A 16,050-nucleotide genomic window follows, 5' to 3' on the forward strand; every position below is an offset into this window, starting at 1 on the left:
CAACCACCACGGCCAGACCCGCCGAAAGCACTCAACACCCGCAGCGGGCATGCCCGGCGACCCAGACGACCGCAGCGACACACACCGGCACAGGCACCACAGACCGCAACAAAGGAGCGAGGATCGCCTACGCCGCCAACGGGGGGTCGCCCCCTGGGCTAACACAGCCCCCTGGGCAAACACAGCTAGTCCAAATACTGCTGGAAGCCCTTGGCGAGCGACTCGGCTATGCGTTGGCGGAAGGGGGCGCTGGAGAGTTTGGCCGCGTCGGACTTGTTCTGCATGTTGCCGCACTCGATGAAGACCTTGGGGACCGTCGACATGTTGAGGCCGCCCAGGTCGTCGCGGCGGTCGATGGCGTTCTTGCCGAGGTAGTTGGAGTACGGGATGCCGGTGCCCTTGTGGTAGGCGTCGCGGAGGGCCTTGCCGAGTTCGGTGGAGCCGGAGACCATGTCGGCGTTCCGGCCGATGGAGATCGGCTCGATGATGTGGAAGCCGTGGCCGGACGCGGCGGCGCCGTCGGCGTGGATGGAGATGGCGGCGTCGGCGTGGAGTTTGTTGCCGATGGCGGCGCGTTCGGTGATGCAGGGGCCGACGCTCTTGTCGTCCTTGCGGGTCAGGGTGACCTTGGCGCCGCGGGCGCGCAGGAGCTTGGCGAGCCGGTTCGAGACGTCCCAGGTGAAGGCGTGCTCGGGGTAGCCGGCCTTGGTCTCGGTGCCGGTCGTGTCGCACGCCTTGCTGCCGTTGCCGATCTTGACCTTCTTGTTGATCTCGGACGGGTGGTCGGCGTTGCCGCCGTTGTGCCCGGGGTCGATGACGATGACCTTGCCGTCGAGGGGCGAGGCGTCGTCCTCGGCGGCCGCGGGGCTCTTCCCGGCCGGGGTCGTCGGCGCGCCCGCCGCGGGCGGGGTCGCCGGTTCGCCGGTGGAGGCGCCGGAGGAGTCGTTGCACGCGGTGAGCGCGCCGAGGCACAGCGCGAGACCGGCGGCCAGGGGGCCGCCTCGATGGATTCGCACAGGCCGCTTCCTCCGTGATGACTTCGTTACCGGGGACCCTGACAGTTTGCACGGCCTCACGGGTTCGTCAAACGAAGTCCCGGAAATCAGCGCAGCGGGTCCTCCCTGCCGAGGAGGGCGGCAAGGGCCCGCGCCTCGTCCGCGTCCAGGCCGAGGACGACGCGGGGACGGCCCCACGGATGGTCGATGGAGTGGGCCACGTAGCTGGCGACGGACTCCGACACCTGCTCGGCCAGGCCGCGGGCGTGCCGCCACTCCGACCACGCCCGTTCCAATTCGCTCGCCGCGCGCTGCGCGCACGACACCAGTTCCGGATCACGCACGAGCTGAACCCCCAGAGGACTCTTGCCGGGACTCGTCCGGGCGGCCTCCCCCGAGGCCGCCCGGGTCCACCCGTCGGACGGTCAGTCCATTAACCACCCGGTGCCGGGCGCTGGGCTGGCGAATGCGGCAGGCTTGGCCAGCCCCTTACCCGGTCAACACCGGTTCTGGGGACGATGGGCCGTGGCCCTACCCCGGCCATAACCGGCCAGGGGGACGGCCGCACCGGGGTCACGATCGCGCGGGAGCTGGATGTGGCGGGGGGACGAGCCTCTTACCGAGGGGTCACGGGGCGGGAACGGGCCCCGTGGTGGAGCGCACCACCAGGTGCGGGACGACCAGGTTCTGCCTGGCGTGCCGGGACGGGTCGCCGATGCGCGCGGTGAGCAGCTCGGCGGCCACCCGCCCCATGTCGCGGCGCGGCTGGTCCACGCTGGTCAGCGAGATGTGGCGGATCGCGGCGAGGTGGGTGTTGTCGTAGCCGACGATCGACAGGTCGGCGGGGACCCGCATGCCGAGCTCGTCGGCGGCGGAGAGGGCGCCGGTCGCGACCAGGTCGTTGGGAGCGAAGACCGCGGTCGGCCGGGGGTCGCGGCGCAGCAGCGAGCGGGCGGCGCGGTACCCGCCGTCCTCGGTGAAGTCGCCGGGCTCGACGACGATCTCGGGGGCGAGCCCGTGCCGGTGCATCGCCTTCTCGTAGCCGGCGCGGCGGTAGTGGGCGGTGGTCGAGCGCGCGCCCTCGATGTGGGCGATGCGGCGGTGCCCGAGTTCGACGAGGTGGTCGACGGCCAGGCTCGCGCCGAGCTCGTCGTCGTCCACGACGATGTCGACGCCGTGCACGTCGCGCTCGCCGACGACGACGACCGGGACGCTCGCCGCCGCCTCCTTGAGCGATTCGGGGACGACGCTGAGCAGCACCAGGCCGTCCACCCGCATCTCCAGGAACGCCTCGACGGCCTCGGCCTCGAACAGCGGGTCCCAGCGGCCGCTGCCGACCAGCATCCGCAGGCCGGCGCCGTGCAGGCTCTCCTGCAGCCCGTCGAGGAACTCGGCGAAGAACGGGTTGTGCAGATCGGCGACGATGGCGCCGATCAGCCGGGTGCGGCCCTCGACGAGGCTGCGGGCGACGGCGTTCGGGCGGTAGCCGAGTTCGCGGGCGGCCTGCAGGACGGCCTGCCTGCGGCGTTCGCTCACGTGCGGCGACCCCCGCATCACCAGTGAGACGAGCGACTTGGAGACTCCGGCGCGCTCGGCGACGTTGCGGATCGTCGGTTTCGGCGCGGGCACCGCCCTCCCCTCGTCGCGCGCGGCGGGAGAAGATCCGCTGCGCGGCCGGGGTACCGCGCCCTCTCCTCGCCTGTCGTACGGGGGGTTCGGTTCATCAGCTGACATGGCACTCCGTCCGGGGGGACCTGCAGGACCTGCCGCGACGACACGCCGCCGGGGGAGCCGGCGCGCCGTCCTCCGCTCGGGAGGAGATGCCATGATGCCGCGCCTTCCCCACATATCGTCGCAACAGGGAGTAACGGGCATCCGTGAATGGTGGTTCAGGGCTGTGGTGTCCCGGATCACAGCGGTGTCCGTGGATGATCACGGCCCGGTGAAGAGCGGGCGTCCGCGCCGGTCGCCGGGAGATGCCGCGGGCCCGCCTCGGATACCCTTCTCACGTGGCAGATCGTGCGGTGGCCGGCGACAAGACCCAGGGCCGGCAGAGCGGCGGACGGGGCCGTCGCAGGCTCAGCGTGGACGAACGGCGCGAGGAACTGATCGACGCTGCGCTGCAGCTGTTCAGCGCACGCTCGCCCGAGGACATCTCGATCGACGACGTCGCGGCCGCGGCGGGCGCCTCGCGGGCGCTCGTCTACCACTACTTCGGCGGCAAGTACGAGCTGTACATCGCGGCCCTCGGCAGCGCGGCGAAGAAGCTGTCGGTGCTGCTCGAACCGCCCACGGAGGGCAAGCCGCTCGACCGCCTGCGCATCTCGCTGAAGCGGTACTTCGACTTCGTGGAGAGCCACGCGGCGGGCTACACGGCGCTGCTGCGCGGCGGCCCGGCCGACCGCTCCGGCGAGGCGGGCGAGATCGTCGACGGCATCCGCCGGCTGCTGCTGGACCGCATCCTGCACTCGCTGGACGTGGGCGACCCGCCGCCCGTGCTGCGCATCACGCTGCGCAGCTGGATGGCCGTGGTGGAGACCGCCGGCCTGGACTGGCTGGAGAACCGCGACATCCCCCGCGCCGACCTGGAGCGCCTGCTAGTCGACCAGCTCGTGGCCATCATGCAGACGGCCGGGCGGCACGACTCCGGGACGGGCGCCCTGTTCGACCGCCTCGCCCAGGAGGAGTTGGGCAAGTAACCCCTGTGACTCCCGAGCCAAGTGTCCGATTGTGGACGATTGCGCCTAGGGTGTCCGAAATTCCACGCAGGCCGACTCCCGCCCGCGGGGTTCGCGGGCGGGACGCCGGCCGAACGGTGACCGGCCCGGGACGCACGGTTCTCGGAGGACCGTGGTCCCCGCCGCTCGTCCGGGAGACCCCTGGCCGGCCCTCGCGCGAGAGCGCCCAGCGGCCCCCCGGCCGTCCCCCCTCGGTTGTGCGCGCTATTCCGAGCGCTGCTGCGGGATCCCCGCGAGCAGTGCCCGCACCTCCGCCTCGCGGTAGCGGCGGTGCCCCCCGAGCGTCCGGATGGAGGTGAGCTTCCCCGCCTTCGCCCAGCGCGTGACGGTCTTGGGGTCGACGCGGAACATGGTCGCCACCTCCGCCGGCGTCAGCAGGGGCTCGGCCTCTGGCGTACGTGCTGACATGTTTGCGGCCTCTCCTTCGTGGACCGATGACAGCGATCCTGCGATTGATCCTCGCGTGGTCACTGATGTCCCCTATGGCCCGAAAGAGCCACTATGACATCACAACGTGTAACCTTGCCACCACTCAGCGCAACAAGCAAGTTCCTGGCGGTAGTTGCGTGCAAACATCCCCGCGGTGGCAGGGTGCGGCACTCGAGCGAAGGCGACTGGGTCACGCTGCGTGATTCTAGCGACACGTATAGTCGTATCGCGCGCGGATTCGGGAAATTTGTTTTAGTTCGCCGCCTCGAGCGCCCGGACGGGCCGCCAGCGGGCCAGCAGCCGCTTGTACATCGCCACGGTCAGCTCGACCTCGCCGCGCTCCATCCCGGTGAGGGCCACGGTCATCTCGGCGACCGACTCGTCCGTGCTCAGTGCCCGGTCGTCCATCAGGTGGACGAGCCCTCCGTAGTCGAGCTCCACCAGGGAGCCCGGGTGGAACTCGCCGAGCCACCGGCCGAGCGTCTCCAGCCGTCCGGCCGACAGGAGGTAGACCTCCTCCGTCCCGTCGCCGAGGTTCTCGCGCACCACCGGGAGCGCCGCCGCCACTCGGCGGCGCGCCTCGCCCATCGAGGTGACGTAGATGAGCGTCCGGGCGGGGGCGGCCGTGGCCGGGCCGTGCGCCGCGAGGTCGTCGGACGCGTCCTCGGACATGCGGTACCCGGTGCCCGGCGTGCCGAGCATCAGGCACCGCTCGCCGCGCGCGAAGGGCACGAACCAGTCCAGCGGGACGTGCCAGGTGCTCGTCAGGATGTGCGGGCGCAGCGGCCGGCCCGCCAGCTTCCACCGCTCGAACTCGCTCATCGTCCGCTCCGCCACGGGCGGCGGGACGAACGCGGCCGCGACGCCGGCGGCGTGCTGGTTCCTGAACCGCTCGAAGGCCAGCCATGAGCGCAGCCGGGTCCCCCACGGGCAGATGTAGATCATGTCGTCGAGGCGCCGCACGTAGGCGTCCCTGCTCTCCCGCTCCGGGGCGACCTCCGGCGGCGAGGCGGTCAGCCTGAGCGCGGCCTGCCGGTGCTCGACGCTCAGCGCGTGGATCCGCCGCGGGCGCCGCCTGGAGTCGGCATAGACCGTCCACAGGGTCCGCGCAGGCTCCGGGAAGGCGGTCACCGGTTCATAAACCCGTAGGTACGCGGCGTACGGAAGCACCATCGAATCGTGACACGAGACGGGGGCGGACGGGGGGCCATCGCGCGCCCTAGTCTGATCTAGAGACAGAGAGGAGGGCACTACCGTGCCTAATGTCTTCGGGGCGCCTCACAAGGGCACCGAACCCCGACACGAGCAGGTCGTCTTCTGCCAGGACGAGGCCAGCGGCCTGCGCGCCATCATCGCCATCTACTCGACCGCGCTGGGCCCGTCCCTGGGAGGCACCCGCTTCTTCCCGTACGACTCCGAGGAGGAGGCGCTCGCCGATGTGCTGAACCTGTCCCGGGGGATGGCCTACAAGAACGCCCTCGCCGGGCTCGACCTGGGCGGCGGCAAGGCCGTCATCATCGGCGACCCCGCCATCGACAAGTCCGAGGCGATGCTGAGGGCGTACGGACGGTTCGTCCAGTCGCTGAACGGCCGCTACTACACGGCGTGCGACGTCGGCACGTACAGCGAGGACATGGACGTCGTGGCGCGGGAGTGCCGCTTCGTCACCGGGCGGACGGTCGCGCACGGCGGTGCGGGCGACTCGTCGATCCTCACGGCGTTCGGCGTGTTCCAGGGCATGCGCGCCGCCGCCGAGACCGTGTGGGGCGCGCCCAACCTGCGCGGCAAGCGGGTCGGGGTGGAGGGTGTCGGGAAGGTCGGCCACCGGCTGGTGGAGCACCTGCGCGAGGACGGCGCGGACGTCGTGATCTGCGACGTGAACGAGGCCGCGGTAGACCGGGTCCGGTCACTGCATCCCGAGGTGGAGGTCGTCGCGGACGCCGACGCCCTGGTCCGCGCGGATCTGGACGTGTACGCACCGTGCGCGCTGGGCGGCTCCCTGAACGACGAGACCGTGCCCGTGCTGCGGGCCAAGGTCGTGTGCGGCGCGGCGAACAACCAGCTCGCCCATACGGGCGTGGAGAAGAGCCTCGCCGACCGCGGCGTCCTGTACGCGCCCGACTACGTGGTGAACTCCGGCGGCGTGATCCAGGTCGCGGACGAGATCGAGGGCTTCAACTTCGACCGCGCCAAGGCGCGGGCCGCCGGGATCTACGACACGACCCGGAAGATCTTCGCGCTGGCCGCCGACGACGGCGTCCCGCCGGCGGTGGCGGCCGACCGGCTCGCGGAGCGCCGGATGTCCGAGATCGGCAGGCTGCGGGGAATCCTCCTCTGAACCACGCCGCACCGGTCTGTGCGGCGGGTCCGGACAGTGGGCGTCCAAGACCCGTTTAGACCGTTGCAAGACCGTTGCAAGGGCCGCCGCGGGGCACCGTACGACCGTCCCGCGGCGGCTTTGGCACGTACGCGTGACCACCGGATACACTGTTGTTATCAGCAACAGGAGCGCCGCCACGTACCGTCGATGTACCGAGCCAGGCGCAAAACGGGTACGGTTGTACCCGTGACTGACGCATGGCTCATCAGGCACCGGTTCGTGTGGTACACGCGCGCGTTGATGGGCCCACGAAAGCCCTGACCATCGAGGGGGTCGAGCCAATGGGTCGCGGCCGAGCCAAGGCCAAGCAGGTAAAGGTTGCCCGGCAGCTCAAGTACAACACCGGCAACACGGACCTCGACCGCCTGAAGGACGAACTGGGAGTCACGGACTCCGGCGACGACTCCTACGACGAGCTCGCCGAGAAGTACGCCGACTACGCCGAGGACTACGGCACGGAGCCCCGCAAGGACGGCACCTCCGGCTGACCGGCTGACAGCACGCCACTGCTCGCGACGGGTAGTGGCGTTTGTCGTGACTTCTGCATGTTCGCCGCGGTTCTTCCTCATGGGGGTGTGTGAGCCATGGTTTCCACCGGCCGCCGAGAGCGCCTCTCCGCGCTTCTACGGCGGCTCGCGCTCCCGCGCTCATCCGTGTGACGGGTGAGGGCTGAGAGGCGCTCACCGCCCCTCTCAGCCCGTCACACGGGCATCGTGTTCTTCCCGCTCCCGCGCCGCTAGGCGAGGACGGCGCCGCCGGCGCCCTCGACGATCTCACCGAGGGCCCACGCGGGGACGCCGCGGGAGGCCAGCAGGCGGAGCGCCGCGTCGGCGGCGTCCGGGCTCACGATCGCGGCCATCCCGACGCCCAGGTTGAACGTCTTGTCCATCTCGGGCTGCGGGACGCCGCCGTGCGCCTGCAGGACGCGGAAAACCGGCGGCACCTCCCACGACGAGCGGTCCAGGACGGCGTCCTTGGTCGCCGGGAGCGAGCGTGCCAGGTTCGCGGCCAGCCCTCCGCCCGTGATGTGCGCGAAGGCGCGCACCCCGCCGGCCCGGGTCAGCGCCAGGCAGTCCTTGGCGTAGATGCGCGTCGGGGTGAGAAGTTCCTCACCGAGAGGACGGTCAAGTTCGTCCGGCGTGGATTCCAGGGTCAGGTCGGTCGTGGCCAGGATGTGCCGGACGAGCGAGTACCCGTTCGAGTGGATGCCGGACGACGCCATGGCGAGCACCGCGTCGCCCGCCCGGACGCGGTCCGGGCCGAGGATCTCGTCGGCTTCGACGACGCCGGTCCCCGCGCCCGCGAGGTCGAACTCGTCCGCCTCCAGGAGGCCGGGGTGCTCGGCGGTCTCGCCGCCGACGAGGGCGCACCCGGCCAGGGCGCAGGCGTCCGCGATGCCGCCGACGATGTCGGCGATCCGTTCCGGGACGACCTTCCCGCACGCGATGTAGTCGGTCATGAACAGCGGCTCGGCACCGCACACGGCGAGGTCGTCGATGACCATGCCGACCAGGTCGTGCCCGACCGTGTCGTAGACGCCGAGACGCCGCGCCAGGTCGACCTTGGTGCCGACGCCGTCCGTGGACGTCGCCAGCAAGGGCCGCGTGTACTTCAGCAGGGCGGACGCGTCGAACAGGCCCGCGAACCCGCTGACGTCGTCCACGACCTCGGGGCGCCGGGACCGGGCCACCCGGGACTTCATCAGCTCTACGGCGCGCTCACCCGCCGCGATGTCGACACCGGCCGCCTCGTAGGACGTCACCGGCCGACCTCCAGCAGATGCTTGCCGCGGGCGTTCTGATCCACCGGGATGGGGTAGATGCCGTCGAAGCACGCCCGGCACAGCCTGTCCTTGGCGATGTGCGTGGCGGAGATGAGCTCGTCCAGGGAGATGAAGCCGAGCGTGTCGGCGCCGATGGAGTCGCGGATCTCCTCCATCGAGAGGTTCCCCGCGATCAGCTCGGCGCGGGTCGCGAAGTCGATGCCGTAGAAGCAGGGCCACGCGACGGGCGGGCTGGAGATGCGGACGTGCACCTCGGCGGCGCCCGCGTCCCGCAGCATCGACACGATCGCGCGCTGGGTGTTGCCCCGCACGATCGAGTCGTCCACCACGACGAGCCGCTTGCCCTCGATCGCCTCGCGCAGCGGGTTGAGCTTGAGCCGGATGCCGAGCTGGCGGATCGCCTGGGACGGCTGGATGAACGTCCGCCCGACGTAGGAGTTCTTCACCAGCCCCTGGCCGTAGGGGATGCCGGACGCCTCCGCGTAGCCGATCGCCGCCGGCGTGCCCGACTCGGGCGTCGGGATGACCATGTCGGCCTCGACGGGGTGCTCGCGGGCGAGCCTGCGCCCCACCTCGACGCGGGTGGCCTGGACGCTGCGCCCCGCGATCGCCGTGTCGGGGCGGGCGAGGTAGACGTACTCGAACAGGCAGCCTTTGGGCCGCGCCTCGGCGAACCGCTCGGACCGCACGCCCGCGCCGTCGATCGCGACCAGCTCGCCGGGCTCGATCTCCCGGACGAAGCGGGCGCCGACGATGTCGAGCCCGGCGCTCTCGGACGCCACGACCCAGCCGCCCGCGGCCTCCAGGGAGCCGAGGACGAGCGGCCGGACGCCCTCCGGGTCGCGGGCCGCGTACAGGGTGCCCTCGTCCATGAAGACCAGGGAGTACGCGCCGCGCGCGGCCGGGAGGATCTCCCGTGCGGCCGCCATGGGGCCGCCCTCGCCGTGGTGCGCGAACAGCGCGGTCAGGACCTCGGTGTCGGTCGTGGCGGTCAGCATGCCCGGCTCGAGCCGCGCGGCCAGCTCCGGCGTGTTGATGAGGTTGCCGTTGTGGGTGAGCGCGAGCCCGCCCGCGTCCGTCGACCGGAACGTGGGCTGCGCGTTCTCCCACGTGGGGGAGCCGGTCGTGGAGTAGCGGCAGTGGCCGACGGCGATGTGGCCGCGCAGCGTGTTCAGCACCGACTCGTCGAAGACCTGGGCGACGAGCCCCATGTCCTTGAACACCACGATGCGGGAGCCGTCGCTGACAGCGATGCCCGCCGACTCCTGCCCGCGGTGCTGGAGCGCGTAGAGACCGTAGTAGGTGAGCTTGCTCACCTCGGCCCGCGACGCCTGGTCGGCGGGGACCCAGACGCCGAAGACCCCGCAGGCGTCCTGCGGAGCGCGGTCGGAAGGATCGATGTCGTGGCTCAGACGTCCGTCACGGAGAGGCACGCGAATCAGTCTAGATGCCCGGTTCACCTGCTCCGATCGGTGGCATGTCTTAACGGAGCTTTACTCCTCCGAACCACAGGCATCACATGGTGCCGGGGAATCTGAGGGACGACACGTGGAGGGACACATGACGCTGCCCGGGTACCAGACCTACGCGCCGCCCGCGCCGCCCCGGCGGAGCGGTCTGGCGAGGGCCTCGCAGGTGCTCGGAATCACCGGCCTGGCGGGGCTCGTGCTCTGCCTGCTCGGCGTGATCCCCGCCCTCGTGGGGCTCGTCCTCGGGACGGTCGCCCTCGTGCGGCGCGACCCTGACCGCCGGCCGGCGGTCGTGGGCGTCGCCTGTTCCGCGCTCGCTCTCGCCATTGGAGCGGGGGCGCTGTTCTGGCTGCTGAGCAAGGCCGCCCAGTGCGGGGACGAGACGCGCTACCCGGACGAGGCGTCCCGCAGGAGCTGCGTGGAGCGGGAGTTCCCGTTCGCCAAGGCGAGCCCTCGATCGGACAGCGCCGCTCAGGCGCCCATCGCGCCTCACTCGCAGAGCGCGCGTACGGCTTCCTCGTTCAGCGATGAGGCGTACACGCGGAAGTCGTCCATGAGGCCGCCGAATCCTGGCTTGGTGGGTTCGCTGCCCAGGTAGATGGGTCCGGCCGGTGTGACGACGGGATGCTCCAGCGACACGGCCACATCCAGCTTGCCGTTGATGTAGAGGAACATGCCCTGGGTGTTCACCGTGAAGGCGAGATGGGCCCATTCCCCGAGGGCCAGTCTTGTGTGGCTGTCGGCGTAGTCCGGTCCCTTGACGGTGAACAGCTGGACCCGCACCCTCATCGCGTCCGGATACAGCCACAGGCCGAGGCCCCGCGCGTCGTTCTCGGCCACCGGCTTGTAGACGAGGCTGCGCCACTCCCCGGTCGGCGGCTCGGTGACCTGGACGAAGAACGCCAGGCTGAACCCGAACACCTGGCTCAGGACGAGCTGCGGCGCGGCGGGGATCACGGCGCGGTCGTTCCCGTTGAGGGACAGCGCCTCGCCGTCCCGGCCGGGGACGATCCCGGCGGTCTCGTCCAGCTCGGCGGCCGGTCCGGCGCCGGTCGCCTCCGCGACCCTGCGGCCGTCCACGGTGGCGACGTCGAACGTCCAATGCGCGATGAGCACGGGGATCACCTCCAGCAAGGCGGATACTCCCGCACCGCGGGGCCTCAGTCGATGGGCAGAGGAAGATACCCCGAAAGGTCAGCGCGCGCGCCGCTGGCCCTTACCCGTCCGTCCGCGACCGCGTCCGCCCAGGCCAGCCGTCCCGTGGCCAGCGCGATCCACGCCGCGGCGTCCATCTCCACCACATTCGGTGGCGTACCACGGGTATGGTGCGGGCCGTCGATGCACTGAACGGCGGCGTGCGGAGGGACCCGGACCTCCACCGAACGACCGGGGGCCAGCTCGGCGAGCCGGTCGAGCAGGAACCGCACCGCCCCTCTGACCACCGGACGGGACGGTTCCGGCCCTCCCGCCCCGGCGGCGGCGAGAACGGTCTCCAGGGCCGCGCGACGGAGCGCGGCGGGCTCGTCGGGGCCGGTGTGGGCCGGCAGGCCCAGCAGGGCGCGCTGCTCGTTCAGTACAGCGAGTGAAAGCGGAGTTCGCGGCATCGCGGACGACGCTACCCGGTCGGCCGGGCGGACGGACGAGCAGGAGCGGACAGGGGGCGCGGGGGACGCCGCCCACGAGGAGCGTGCGCAAGCGGTAAAAAGGACCCCGGTGCCAGGCATGGGGAGTGAGTTGGCGGGGAGCCGGGGGCGCGTCCCCGGAGGACACGGAGGTTCGTCAGATGCCCGAGGCGCTGCCCCTGCAGCCGGGTGACCCGCTGAGACTCGGCGCGTTCGAGATCACGGGCCGGCTCGGCGTCGGTGAGCAGGGCGCCGTCTTCCTCGGCAGGGACCCGGCCGGCGGCCACGTCGCCGTGAAGGTCCTGCACGTGCGGCTCAGCGGCGAGCCCGTGGCGAGGTCCCGGTTCGCCGGCGCGCTCTCCCCCGCCCGGAAGGTCTCCGGGTTCTGCACGGCGGCGATCCTGGCCGCCGACGTGGACGGCGACCGCCCCTACGTGGTGAGCGAGTGGGTGGACGGCCCGTCCCTCCAGCGGCTCGTCGACGAGGAGGGCAGGCGCGGCGGCGCCGTCGTCGAGCGGGTGGCCGTCGGCATGGCGGTCGCGCTCGCGGCCGTCCACCGGGCGGGTGCCCTCCACCACAACCTGAAGCCCGGGAACGTCCTCCTGGGGCGGGACGGGCCGCGGATGGCCGACTTCGGCATCGCGCGCGCTCTGGAAGCCGTGAACGTCGCCTTCACGGGGCACATCACCGACGACCCGTCCTACAAGGCCCCGGAGCAGCTGCGGGGCACGGGCATCGGCCCTGCCGCGGACGTGTTCGCGTGGGCATCGACCCTTCTGTTCGCCGCCACGGGCCGGCCCCCGTTCGGGGAGGGCTCGCCCCACGAGGTGATGCAGCGCATCCTCTACGGCCAGACGGAACTGTCGGTCGTCCCCGATTCCCTGCGCGATGTGCTGGCGAGTGCTCTCGCGAAGGATCCGGCAGACCGCCCTACGGCACCGCAGATTCTCGACCGGCTCCTTGGGGCGGGCAGCCCGCTGCCCAGCCGGATGCCGCCTTCGACGGTGGAGGAGGGGCGCGCCTTGGCCGCCGGTGGGCCGGCCCAACCGAACGTGCCGCCGACGGTGCCGCCGCCGCGTCCTCCCATGGGGACGCCGCCCGCACCTCACGTACCCCAGGCGCCGCCCATGCCGCCGCCCATGCCGCCAGGGCCGCCGGAGCCGGCGCGGGAGGCCGCGTCGCCGTCCATCCCCCTGCTCGGCAAGCTCTCGCGCACCCGCAGGCCCCGCCAGGAGCCCGCGCCCGAGCCGGAGCCGCTCGCGGCCGATCTCGACCCCGCGGCCTTCGAGGCGACCGCCATCTTCGGCGCGGTGAGCCACGACCGTCCGGGCGCGGACCGGCGGGACGAGCACGTGCCGGCGGACCAGACCGCGAAGTTCGACGCGGTCGGCCACGACGCGACCGCGACGTTCGACCCGGTGGGCCCCGACCCGACGGCCACCTTCGACGCCGTCGGCCCGCACGACCACCTGAACGTCTCCGAGCCGCACCTCATCCCGGGCCTCGGCCACGGGCGGGACGGCGGCCGGCGGCGTTCTTCACCGCTGTCGTCCATCGCGCGTATGCGGCGCCCCGGCAACCACGTGCTCGGCCTCGCCCTCTCGCTGTTCATCGGCGTCGGCGTGGGCATCGCCATCATCGCGCTGGTGCTGTGGCCTCAGCTCAAGGCCGACAACGGGGCGCCCCCGGACAGCGCGAACGCGTCCAACAACCGCCCGGTGACCACGATCCCCGCCTCATTCGGGGGGACCTGGAAGGGCGACATGGTCAACACCAACCGCAACGTGTCCTTCCCGCTGGAGGTCACGTTCGAGGCGGGCGGCACCACGGCGCGCGCGGTGTATCCGCGTGAGGGGTGCACCGGCACCCTGACGCTGACCAGGGGCACGGAGAGCGCGCTGAAGATGAACCTGGCCATCGGCAAACCGTGCACGAGCGGGGTCGTCGAGATCACGCGGCAGCCGGACGGGACGCTCCAGTACACGTGGAGCAGGCCGGGCACGAACCTCGGCTACGGGGGCAAGCTCAGCCGCGCCTGACCCGCTCGGGCGGCCGTCCCGGTCCGGACGCGGGCCCGTTCTGGCAACGGAAAAGCCACATCTGGCATCGCGTCCAATTTGTCGCATCAAATCAGGACAGTTCCGCTAAAGTTTCCCTTCGATCGAGATCATCGATCATGTAACGGGGCCCGACGCGCGTGGTCCCCCTGCAGAAGGAGAGGCCTTGCGGGCTGTCCACCGAAGGCTGCTGCTGGCCGGCGCGGTCGCGACGAGCCTGGGCGCCGCCGCGGCGCTCCCCGTGCTCGCCGACGACTCCTCGTCCCTCGTGAAGGTGACCGCGGCGCAGGGCACCCCCGTGCCCGGCCAGTACATCGTCACGCTGAAGCCCGGAGCGTCCGCCGACGCCGCCGCCAAGAACGTCAGGGCCGCGGGCGTCAAGCGCTTCGACGGCGTGCTGAACGGCTTCGCCGCCAAGCTGAGCGGCGACCAGCTGAACAAGCTGCGCAACGACCGCCGCGTCGCCGCGATCGAGCAGGACCAGGTCGTCCGGGCGAACACGACGCAGAAGTACCCCCTGCCGTGGGGCCTGGACCGCATCGACCAGCGCTCCCGGAAGCTCTCGAAGACCTACACCTACAAGTCGACCGGCAGCGGCGTCAGCGCCTACGTCATCGACAGCGGCATCGACGTCACCCACCCCGACTTCGGGGGCCGCGCCTCCGTCGCCTGGGCGGCCAGCAGGTTCGGCGGCAACGGCGGCGACTGCAACGGCCACGGCACCCACGTCGCGGGCATCCTCGGCTCCAAGACCTACGGCGCGGCCAAGGGCGTGAAGCTGCGCGCGGTGCGCGTCCTCGACTGCGACGGCGCCGGCTCGGTGTCGGACGTCATCGCCGCCGTCAACTGGGTGCGCACGCACGCCGCCAAGCCGGCCGTGGCGAACCTCTCGCTCGGCGGGCCGAAGTCCTCGGCGCTGAACACCGCCGTGACGAACCTGTCGAAGTCCGGCGTGTTCGTGTCCGTCGCCGCCGGCAACGACAACAAGGACGCCTGCAAGTTCTCCCCGTCCAGCGCGGGCTGGGTCATGGCGGTCGGCGCGACCACCACGTACGACAACCGCGCGACGTGGTCCAACTGGGGCAAGTGCGTCGACATCAACGCGCCCGGCTACGGCGTCTGGTCCACCTGGCCCGGCGGCAACGCCCAGAAGCTCAGCGGGACGTCCATGGCGACCCCCTACGTGAGCGGCGTCGCGGCGCTGTACCTGTCCACGCACAAGACGGCGAACTTCCCGACGGTGCAGAAGTGGCTGAACGACAACTCCACCCACAGCCTCAAGCGGCTGCGCTCGCAGGCCAACAGGCTGCTCTACAAGGGCACGCTGTGAGACCCGTCACGTAAGATGGCCCGGCTCCCAGCAGGGGAGCCGGGCTTCTCGCGTACCGCGCCGTCTCACCAGGCCCATGGGTCTACCCTTGGCCACGCCGGACGTTCTTCAGCGCCCATTGACCTTCCGGCCTCCGGACTTCCGTACCAACGAAAGACGCACCTACGGCCATGACGAGAGGAGAACACGTGGAGACCCCCGGCTCCACCTGTCGGGCGACCGCGCGCCGGCGAGGTGGACTACGCACCGCCACGGCTCTCGTGGCCATCGCCACCGCGCTGCCGCTGCTCGGCACCGCCACCCCCGCCGCGAACGCGTCCCCGCCCGCGTACGCCCCCATGGACCCGGGCGACAGCGCCAAGTTCAACAAGCTGAACCGCCAGATCCAGAAGCTCGACAAGGAGTACGGCGGCGACCTCGCGAAGCTGAAGGACGCCCAGTACGCCGCCCAGAAGGCCCTGATCAAGTCGAACGGCCTGAAGAAGGACCTCGTCGAGGCGCGCAACCTCGTCGCGCAGCTCGCCGCGACCCAGTACATGACCGGCGGGGAGGACCCCACCGTCACCTTCCTGGCCGACGCCGACCCCACCGACCTGCTCAGCAACGCCACGCTGGTGAGCCACCTCGCGCAGAACAAGGCGGCGAAGGTCGCGCAGATCCAGAAGCTCGTCGACGACCAGGCGGCCGCGCGCAAGAAGGCCCAGGAGAAGATGACGGAGCTCAAAAAGGAGATCAAGGACCTGCAGAGCCGCAAGGCCCAGATCCAGAAGCTCGTCAAGAAGTACAAGCCGGAGTCGCCGAGCATCGGCATGGGCGGCGTCACGCCCCGCATGCTCAAGGTGAAGAACACCATCGACCTGGAAATGGGCCCGTTCCCCACGATCGGCTGCGTGCGGCTCACCGGCGACCCGCAGGACCACGGCACCGGCCACGCCTGCGACTTCATGGTGACGACCGGCGGCGTGATGGCGAGCGGCTCCGCGAAGGCCCTGGGCGACCGCACCGCCGAGTACGCCATCGCCCACGCGAGCGCCCTCGGCATCAAGTACGTCATCTGGCGCCAGCGCATCTACGACATGCGCAGCCCCGGCTGGCGCATGATGGAGAACCGCGGCGGCGTCACCGCCAACCACTACGACCACGTCCACATCTCCGTCTTCTAGACGGACGCGGATAGACGCGGTCGTCGGACGACGCGGTCGTCGGACGACGCGGACGTAGGACGCGTAAGGGGCGCCCCCGGGTTC

Annotated in this window: 15 protein-coding genes; 6 read left to right on the top strand and 9 right to left on the bottom strand. The window is 71.3% G+C overall.

Annotation, left to right across the window (positions count from 1 at the left end; genetic code table 11):
* Nucleotides 1–185: 185 nt before the first annotated feature.
* The 3 genes from ACIWVC_RS27330 to ACIWVC_RS27340 all read right to left on the bottom strand — a co-directional run bounded on the left by ACIWVC_RS27330 (nt 186) and on the right by ACIWVC_RS27340 (nt 2,624).
* The gene (locus tag ACIWVC_RS27330) at nt 186–1,016 is read right to left on the bottom strand and encodes an N-acetylmuramoyl-L-alanine amidase (protein WP_396445474.1); all 831 of its coding nucleotides are present in this window, start codon (nt 1,014–1,016) and stop codon (nt 186–188) included.
* Between the two features lie 86 nt (nt 1,017–1,102).
* Complete coding sequence (locus tag ACIWVC_RS27335) at nt 1,103–1,339, bottom strand: hypothetical protein (RefSeq protein WP_396445473.1); 237 nt, start codon at nt 1,337–1,339, stop codon at nt 1,103–1,105.
* A 283-nt stretch (nt 1,340–1,622) separates the two neighbouring features.
* Nucleotides 1,623–2,624 carry a LacI family DNA-binding transcriptional regulator gene (locus tag ACIWVC_RS27340; RefSeq protein WP_396445472.1) on the bottom strand — a complete coding sequence of 334 codons (1,002 nt, stop codon included), beginning with the start codon at nt 2,622–2,624 and terminating at the stop codon, nt 1,623–1,625.
* Between the two features lie 380 nt (nt 2,625–3,004).
* Here ACIWVC_RS27340 and ACIWVC_RS27345 point away from each other — a divergent pair, with 380 nt between their 5' ends.
* Nucleotides 3,005–3,694 carry a TetR/AcrR family transcriptional regulator gene (locus ACIWVC_RS27345; RefSeq protein WP_396445471.1) on the top strand — a complete coding sequence of 230 codons (690 nt, stop codon included), beginning with the start codon at nt 3,005–3,007 and terminating at the stop codon, nt 3,692–3,694.
* A gap of 243 nt (nt 3,695–3,937) precedes the next feature.
* Here the strand turns inward: ACIWVC_RS27345 and bldC are convergent, their stop codons facing one another.
* Both bldC and ACIWVC_RS27355 read right to left on the bottom strand, forming a co-directional pair.
* The gene (gene bldC / locus ACIWVC_RS27350; RefSeq protein ID WP_012850682.1) at nt 3,938–4,141 is read right to left on the bottom strand and encodes a developmental transcriptional regulator BldC; all 204 of its coding nucleotides are present in this window, start codon (nt 4,139–4,141) and stop codon (nt 3,938–3,940) included.
* 273 nt (nt 4,142–4,414) lie between these two features.
* On the bottom strand, nt 4,415–5,293 hold the full coding sequence (locus ACIWVC_RS27355; protein WP_396445470.1) for a hypothetical protein: 879 nt from the start codon (nt 5,291–5,293) through the stop codon (nt 4,415–4,417).
* Nucleotides 5,294–5,417: 124 nt separating this feature from the next.
* Between ACIWVC_RS27355 and ACIWVC_RS27360 the strand changes: the two genes are divergently transcribed.
* Both ACIWVC_RS27360 and ACIWVC_RS27365 read left to right on the top strand, forming a co-directional pair.
* A complete protein-coding gene (locus tag ACIWVC_RS27360; protein ID WP_396454759.1) occupies nt 5,418–6,500 on the top strand; it encodes a Leu/Phe/Val dehydrogenase in 1,083 nt (360 codons plus the stop codon).
* Nucleotides 6,501–6,823: 323 nt separating this feature from the next.
* Nucleotides 6,824–7,030, top strand: coding sequence for a DUF3073 domain-containing protein (locus tag ACIWVC_RS27365; RefSeq protein WP_396445468.1), 207 nt, complete (start codon nt 6,824–6,826; stop codon nt 7,028–7,030).
* A gap of 248 nt (nt 7,031–7,278) precedes the next feature.
* Here ACIWVC_RS27365 and purM read toward each other — a convergent pair whose 3' ends face one another.
* The 4 genes from purM to ACIWVC_RS27385 form a co-directional block, all read right to left on the bottom strand.
* Complete coding sequence (purM, locus tag ACIWVC_RS27370) at nt 7,279–8,304, bottom strand: phosphoribosylformylglycinamidine cyclo-ligase (RefSeq protein ID WP_396445467.1); 1,026 nt, start codon at nt 8,302–8,304, stop codon at nt 7,279–7,281.
* Complete coding sequence (purF, locus tag ACIWVC_RS27375) at nt 8,301–9,758, bottom strand: amidophosphoribosyltransferase (RefSeq protein WP_396454760.1); 1,458 nt, start codon at nt 9,756–9,758, stop codon at nt 8,301–8,303. The genes purM and purF overlap by 4 nt, the downstream gene beginning before the upstream one ends.
* A gap of 525 nt (nt 9,759–10,283) precedes the next feature.
* Nucleotides 10,284–10,919, bottom strand: a complete 636-nt coding sequence (locus ACIWVC_RS27380; protein WP_396454762.1) for a LamG domain-containing protein — start codon at nt 10,917–10,919, stop codon at nt 10,284–10,286.
* Between the two features lie 35 nt (nt 10,920–10,954).
* Nucleotides 10,955–11,398, bottom strand: coding sequence for a sterol carrier family protein (locus tag ACIWVC_RS27385; RefSeq protein WP_396445464.1), 444 nt, complete (start codon nt 11,396–11,398; stop codon nt 10,955–10,957).
* Between the two features lie 179 nt (nt 11,399–11,577).
* On the opposite strand from ACIWVC_RS27385, the gene ACIWVC_RS27390 reads away from it, so the two are divergent.
* The 3 genes from ACIWVC_RS27390 (at nt 11,578) to ACIWVC_RS27400 (ending at nt 15,966) form a co-directional block, all read left to right on the top strand.
* The gene (locus ACIWVC_RS27390; RefSeq protein ID WP_396445463.1) at nt 11,578–13,455 is read left to right on the top strand and encodes a serine/threonine protein kinase; all 1,878 of its coding nucleotides are present in this window, start codon (nt 11,578–11,580) and stop codon (nt 13,453–13,455) included.
* Nucleotides 13,456–13,639: 184 nt separating this feature from the next.
* Nucleotides 13,640–14,803 (top strand): S8 family peptidase, encoded by a 1,164-nt coding sequence (locus ACIWVC_RS27395; RefSeq protein ID WP_396445462.1) that lies wholly within the window; start codon nt 13,640–13,642, stop codon nt 14,801–14,803.
* A gap of 260 nt (nt 14,804–15,063) precedes the next feature.
* On the top strand, nt 15,064–15,966 hold the full coding sequence (locus tag ACIWVC_RS27400; RefSeq protein WP_396445461.1) for a coiled-coil domain-containing protein: 903 nt from the start codon (nt 15,064–15,066) through the stop codon (nt 15,964–15,966).
* The last annotated feature ends 84 nt before the right edge of the window (nt 15,967–16,050 follow it).

Source organism: Actinomadura sp., from assembly GCF_044508335.1.
Taxonomy (GTDB): domain Bacteria; phylum Actinomycetota; class Actinomycetes; order Streptosporangiales; family Streptosporangiaceae; genus Spirillospora.

Excerpts from the sequence above, each read along its gene's own strand:
- bldC (WP_012850682.1), bottom strand. The coding sequence starts at position 4,141 with ATGTCAGCACGTACGCCAGAGGCCGAGCCCCTGCTGACGCCGGCGGAG.
- ACIWVC_RS27365 (WP_396445468.1), top strand. The coding sequence starts at position 6,824 with ATGGGTCGCGGCCGAGCCAAGGCCAAGCAGGTAAAGGTTGCCCGGCAG.
- ACIWVC_RS27385 (WP_396445464.1), bottom strand. The coding sequence starts at position 11,398 with ATGCCGCGAACTCCGCTTTCACTCGCTGTACTGAACGAGCAGCGCGCC.
- ACIWVC_RS27390 (WP_396445463.1), top strand. The coding sequence starts at position 11,578 with ATGCCCGAGGCGCTGCCCCTGCAGCCGGGTGACCCGCTGAGACTCGGC.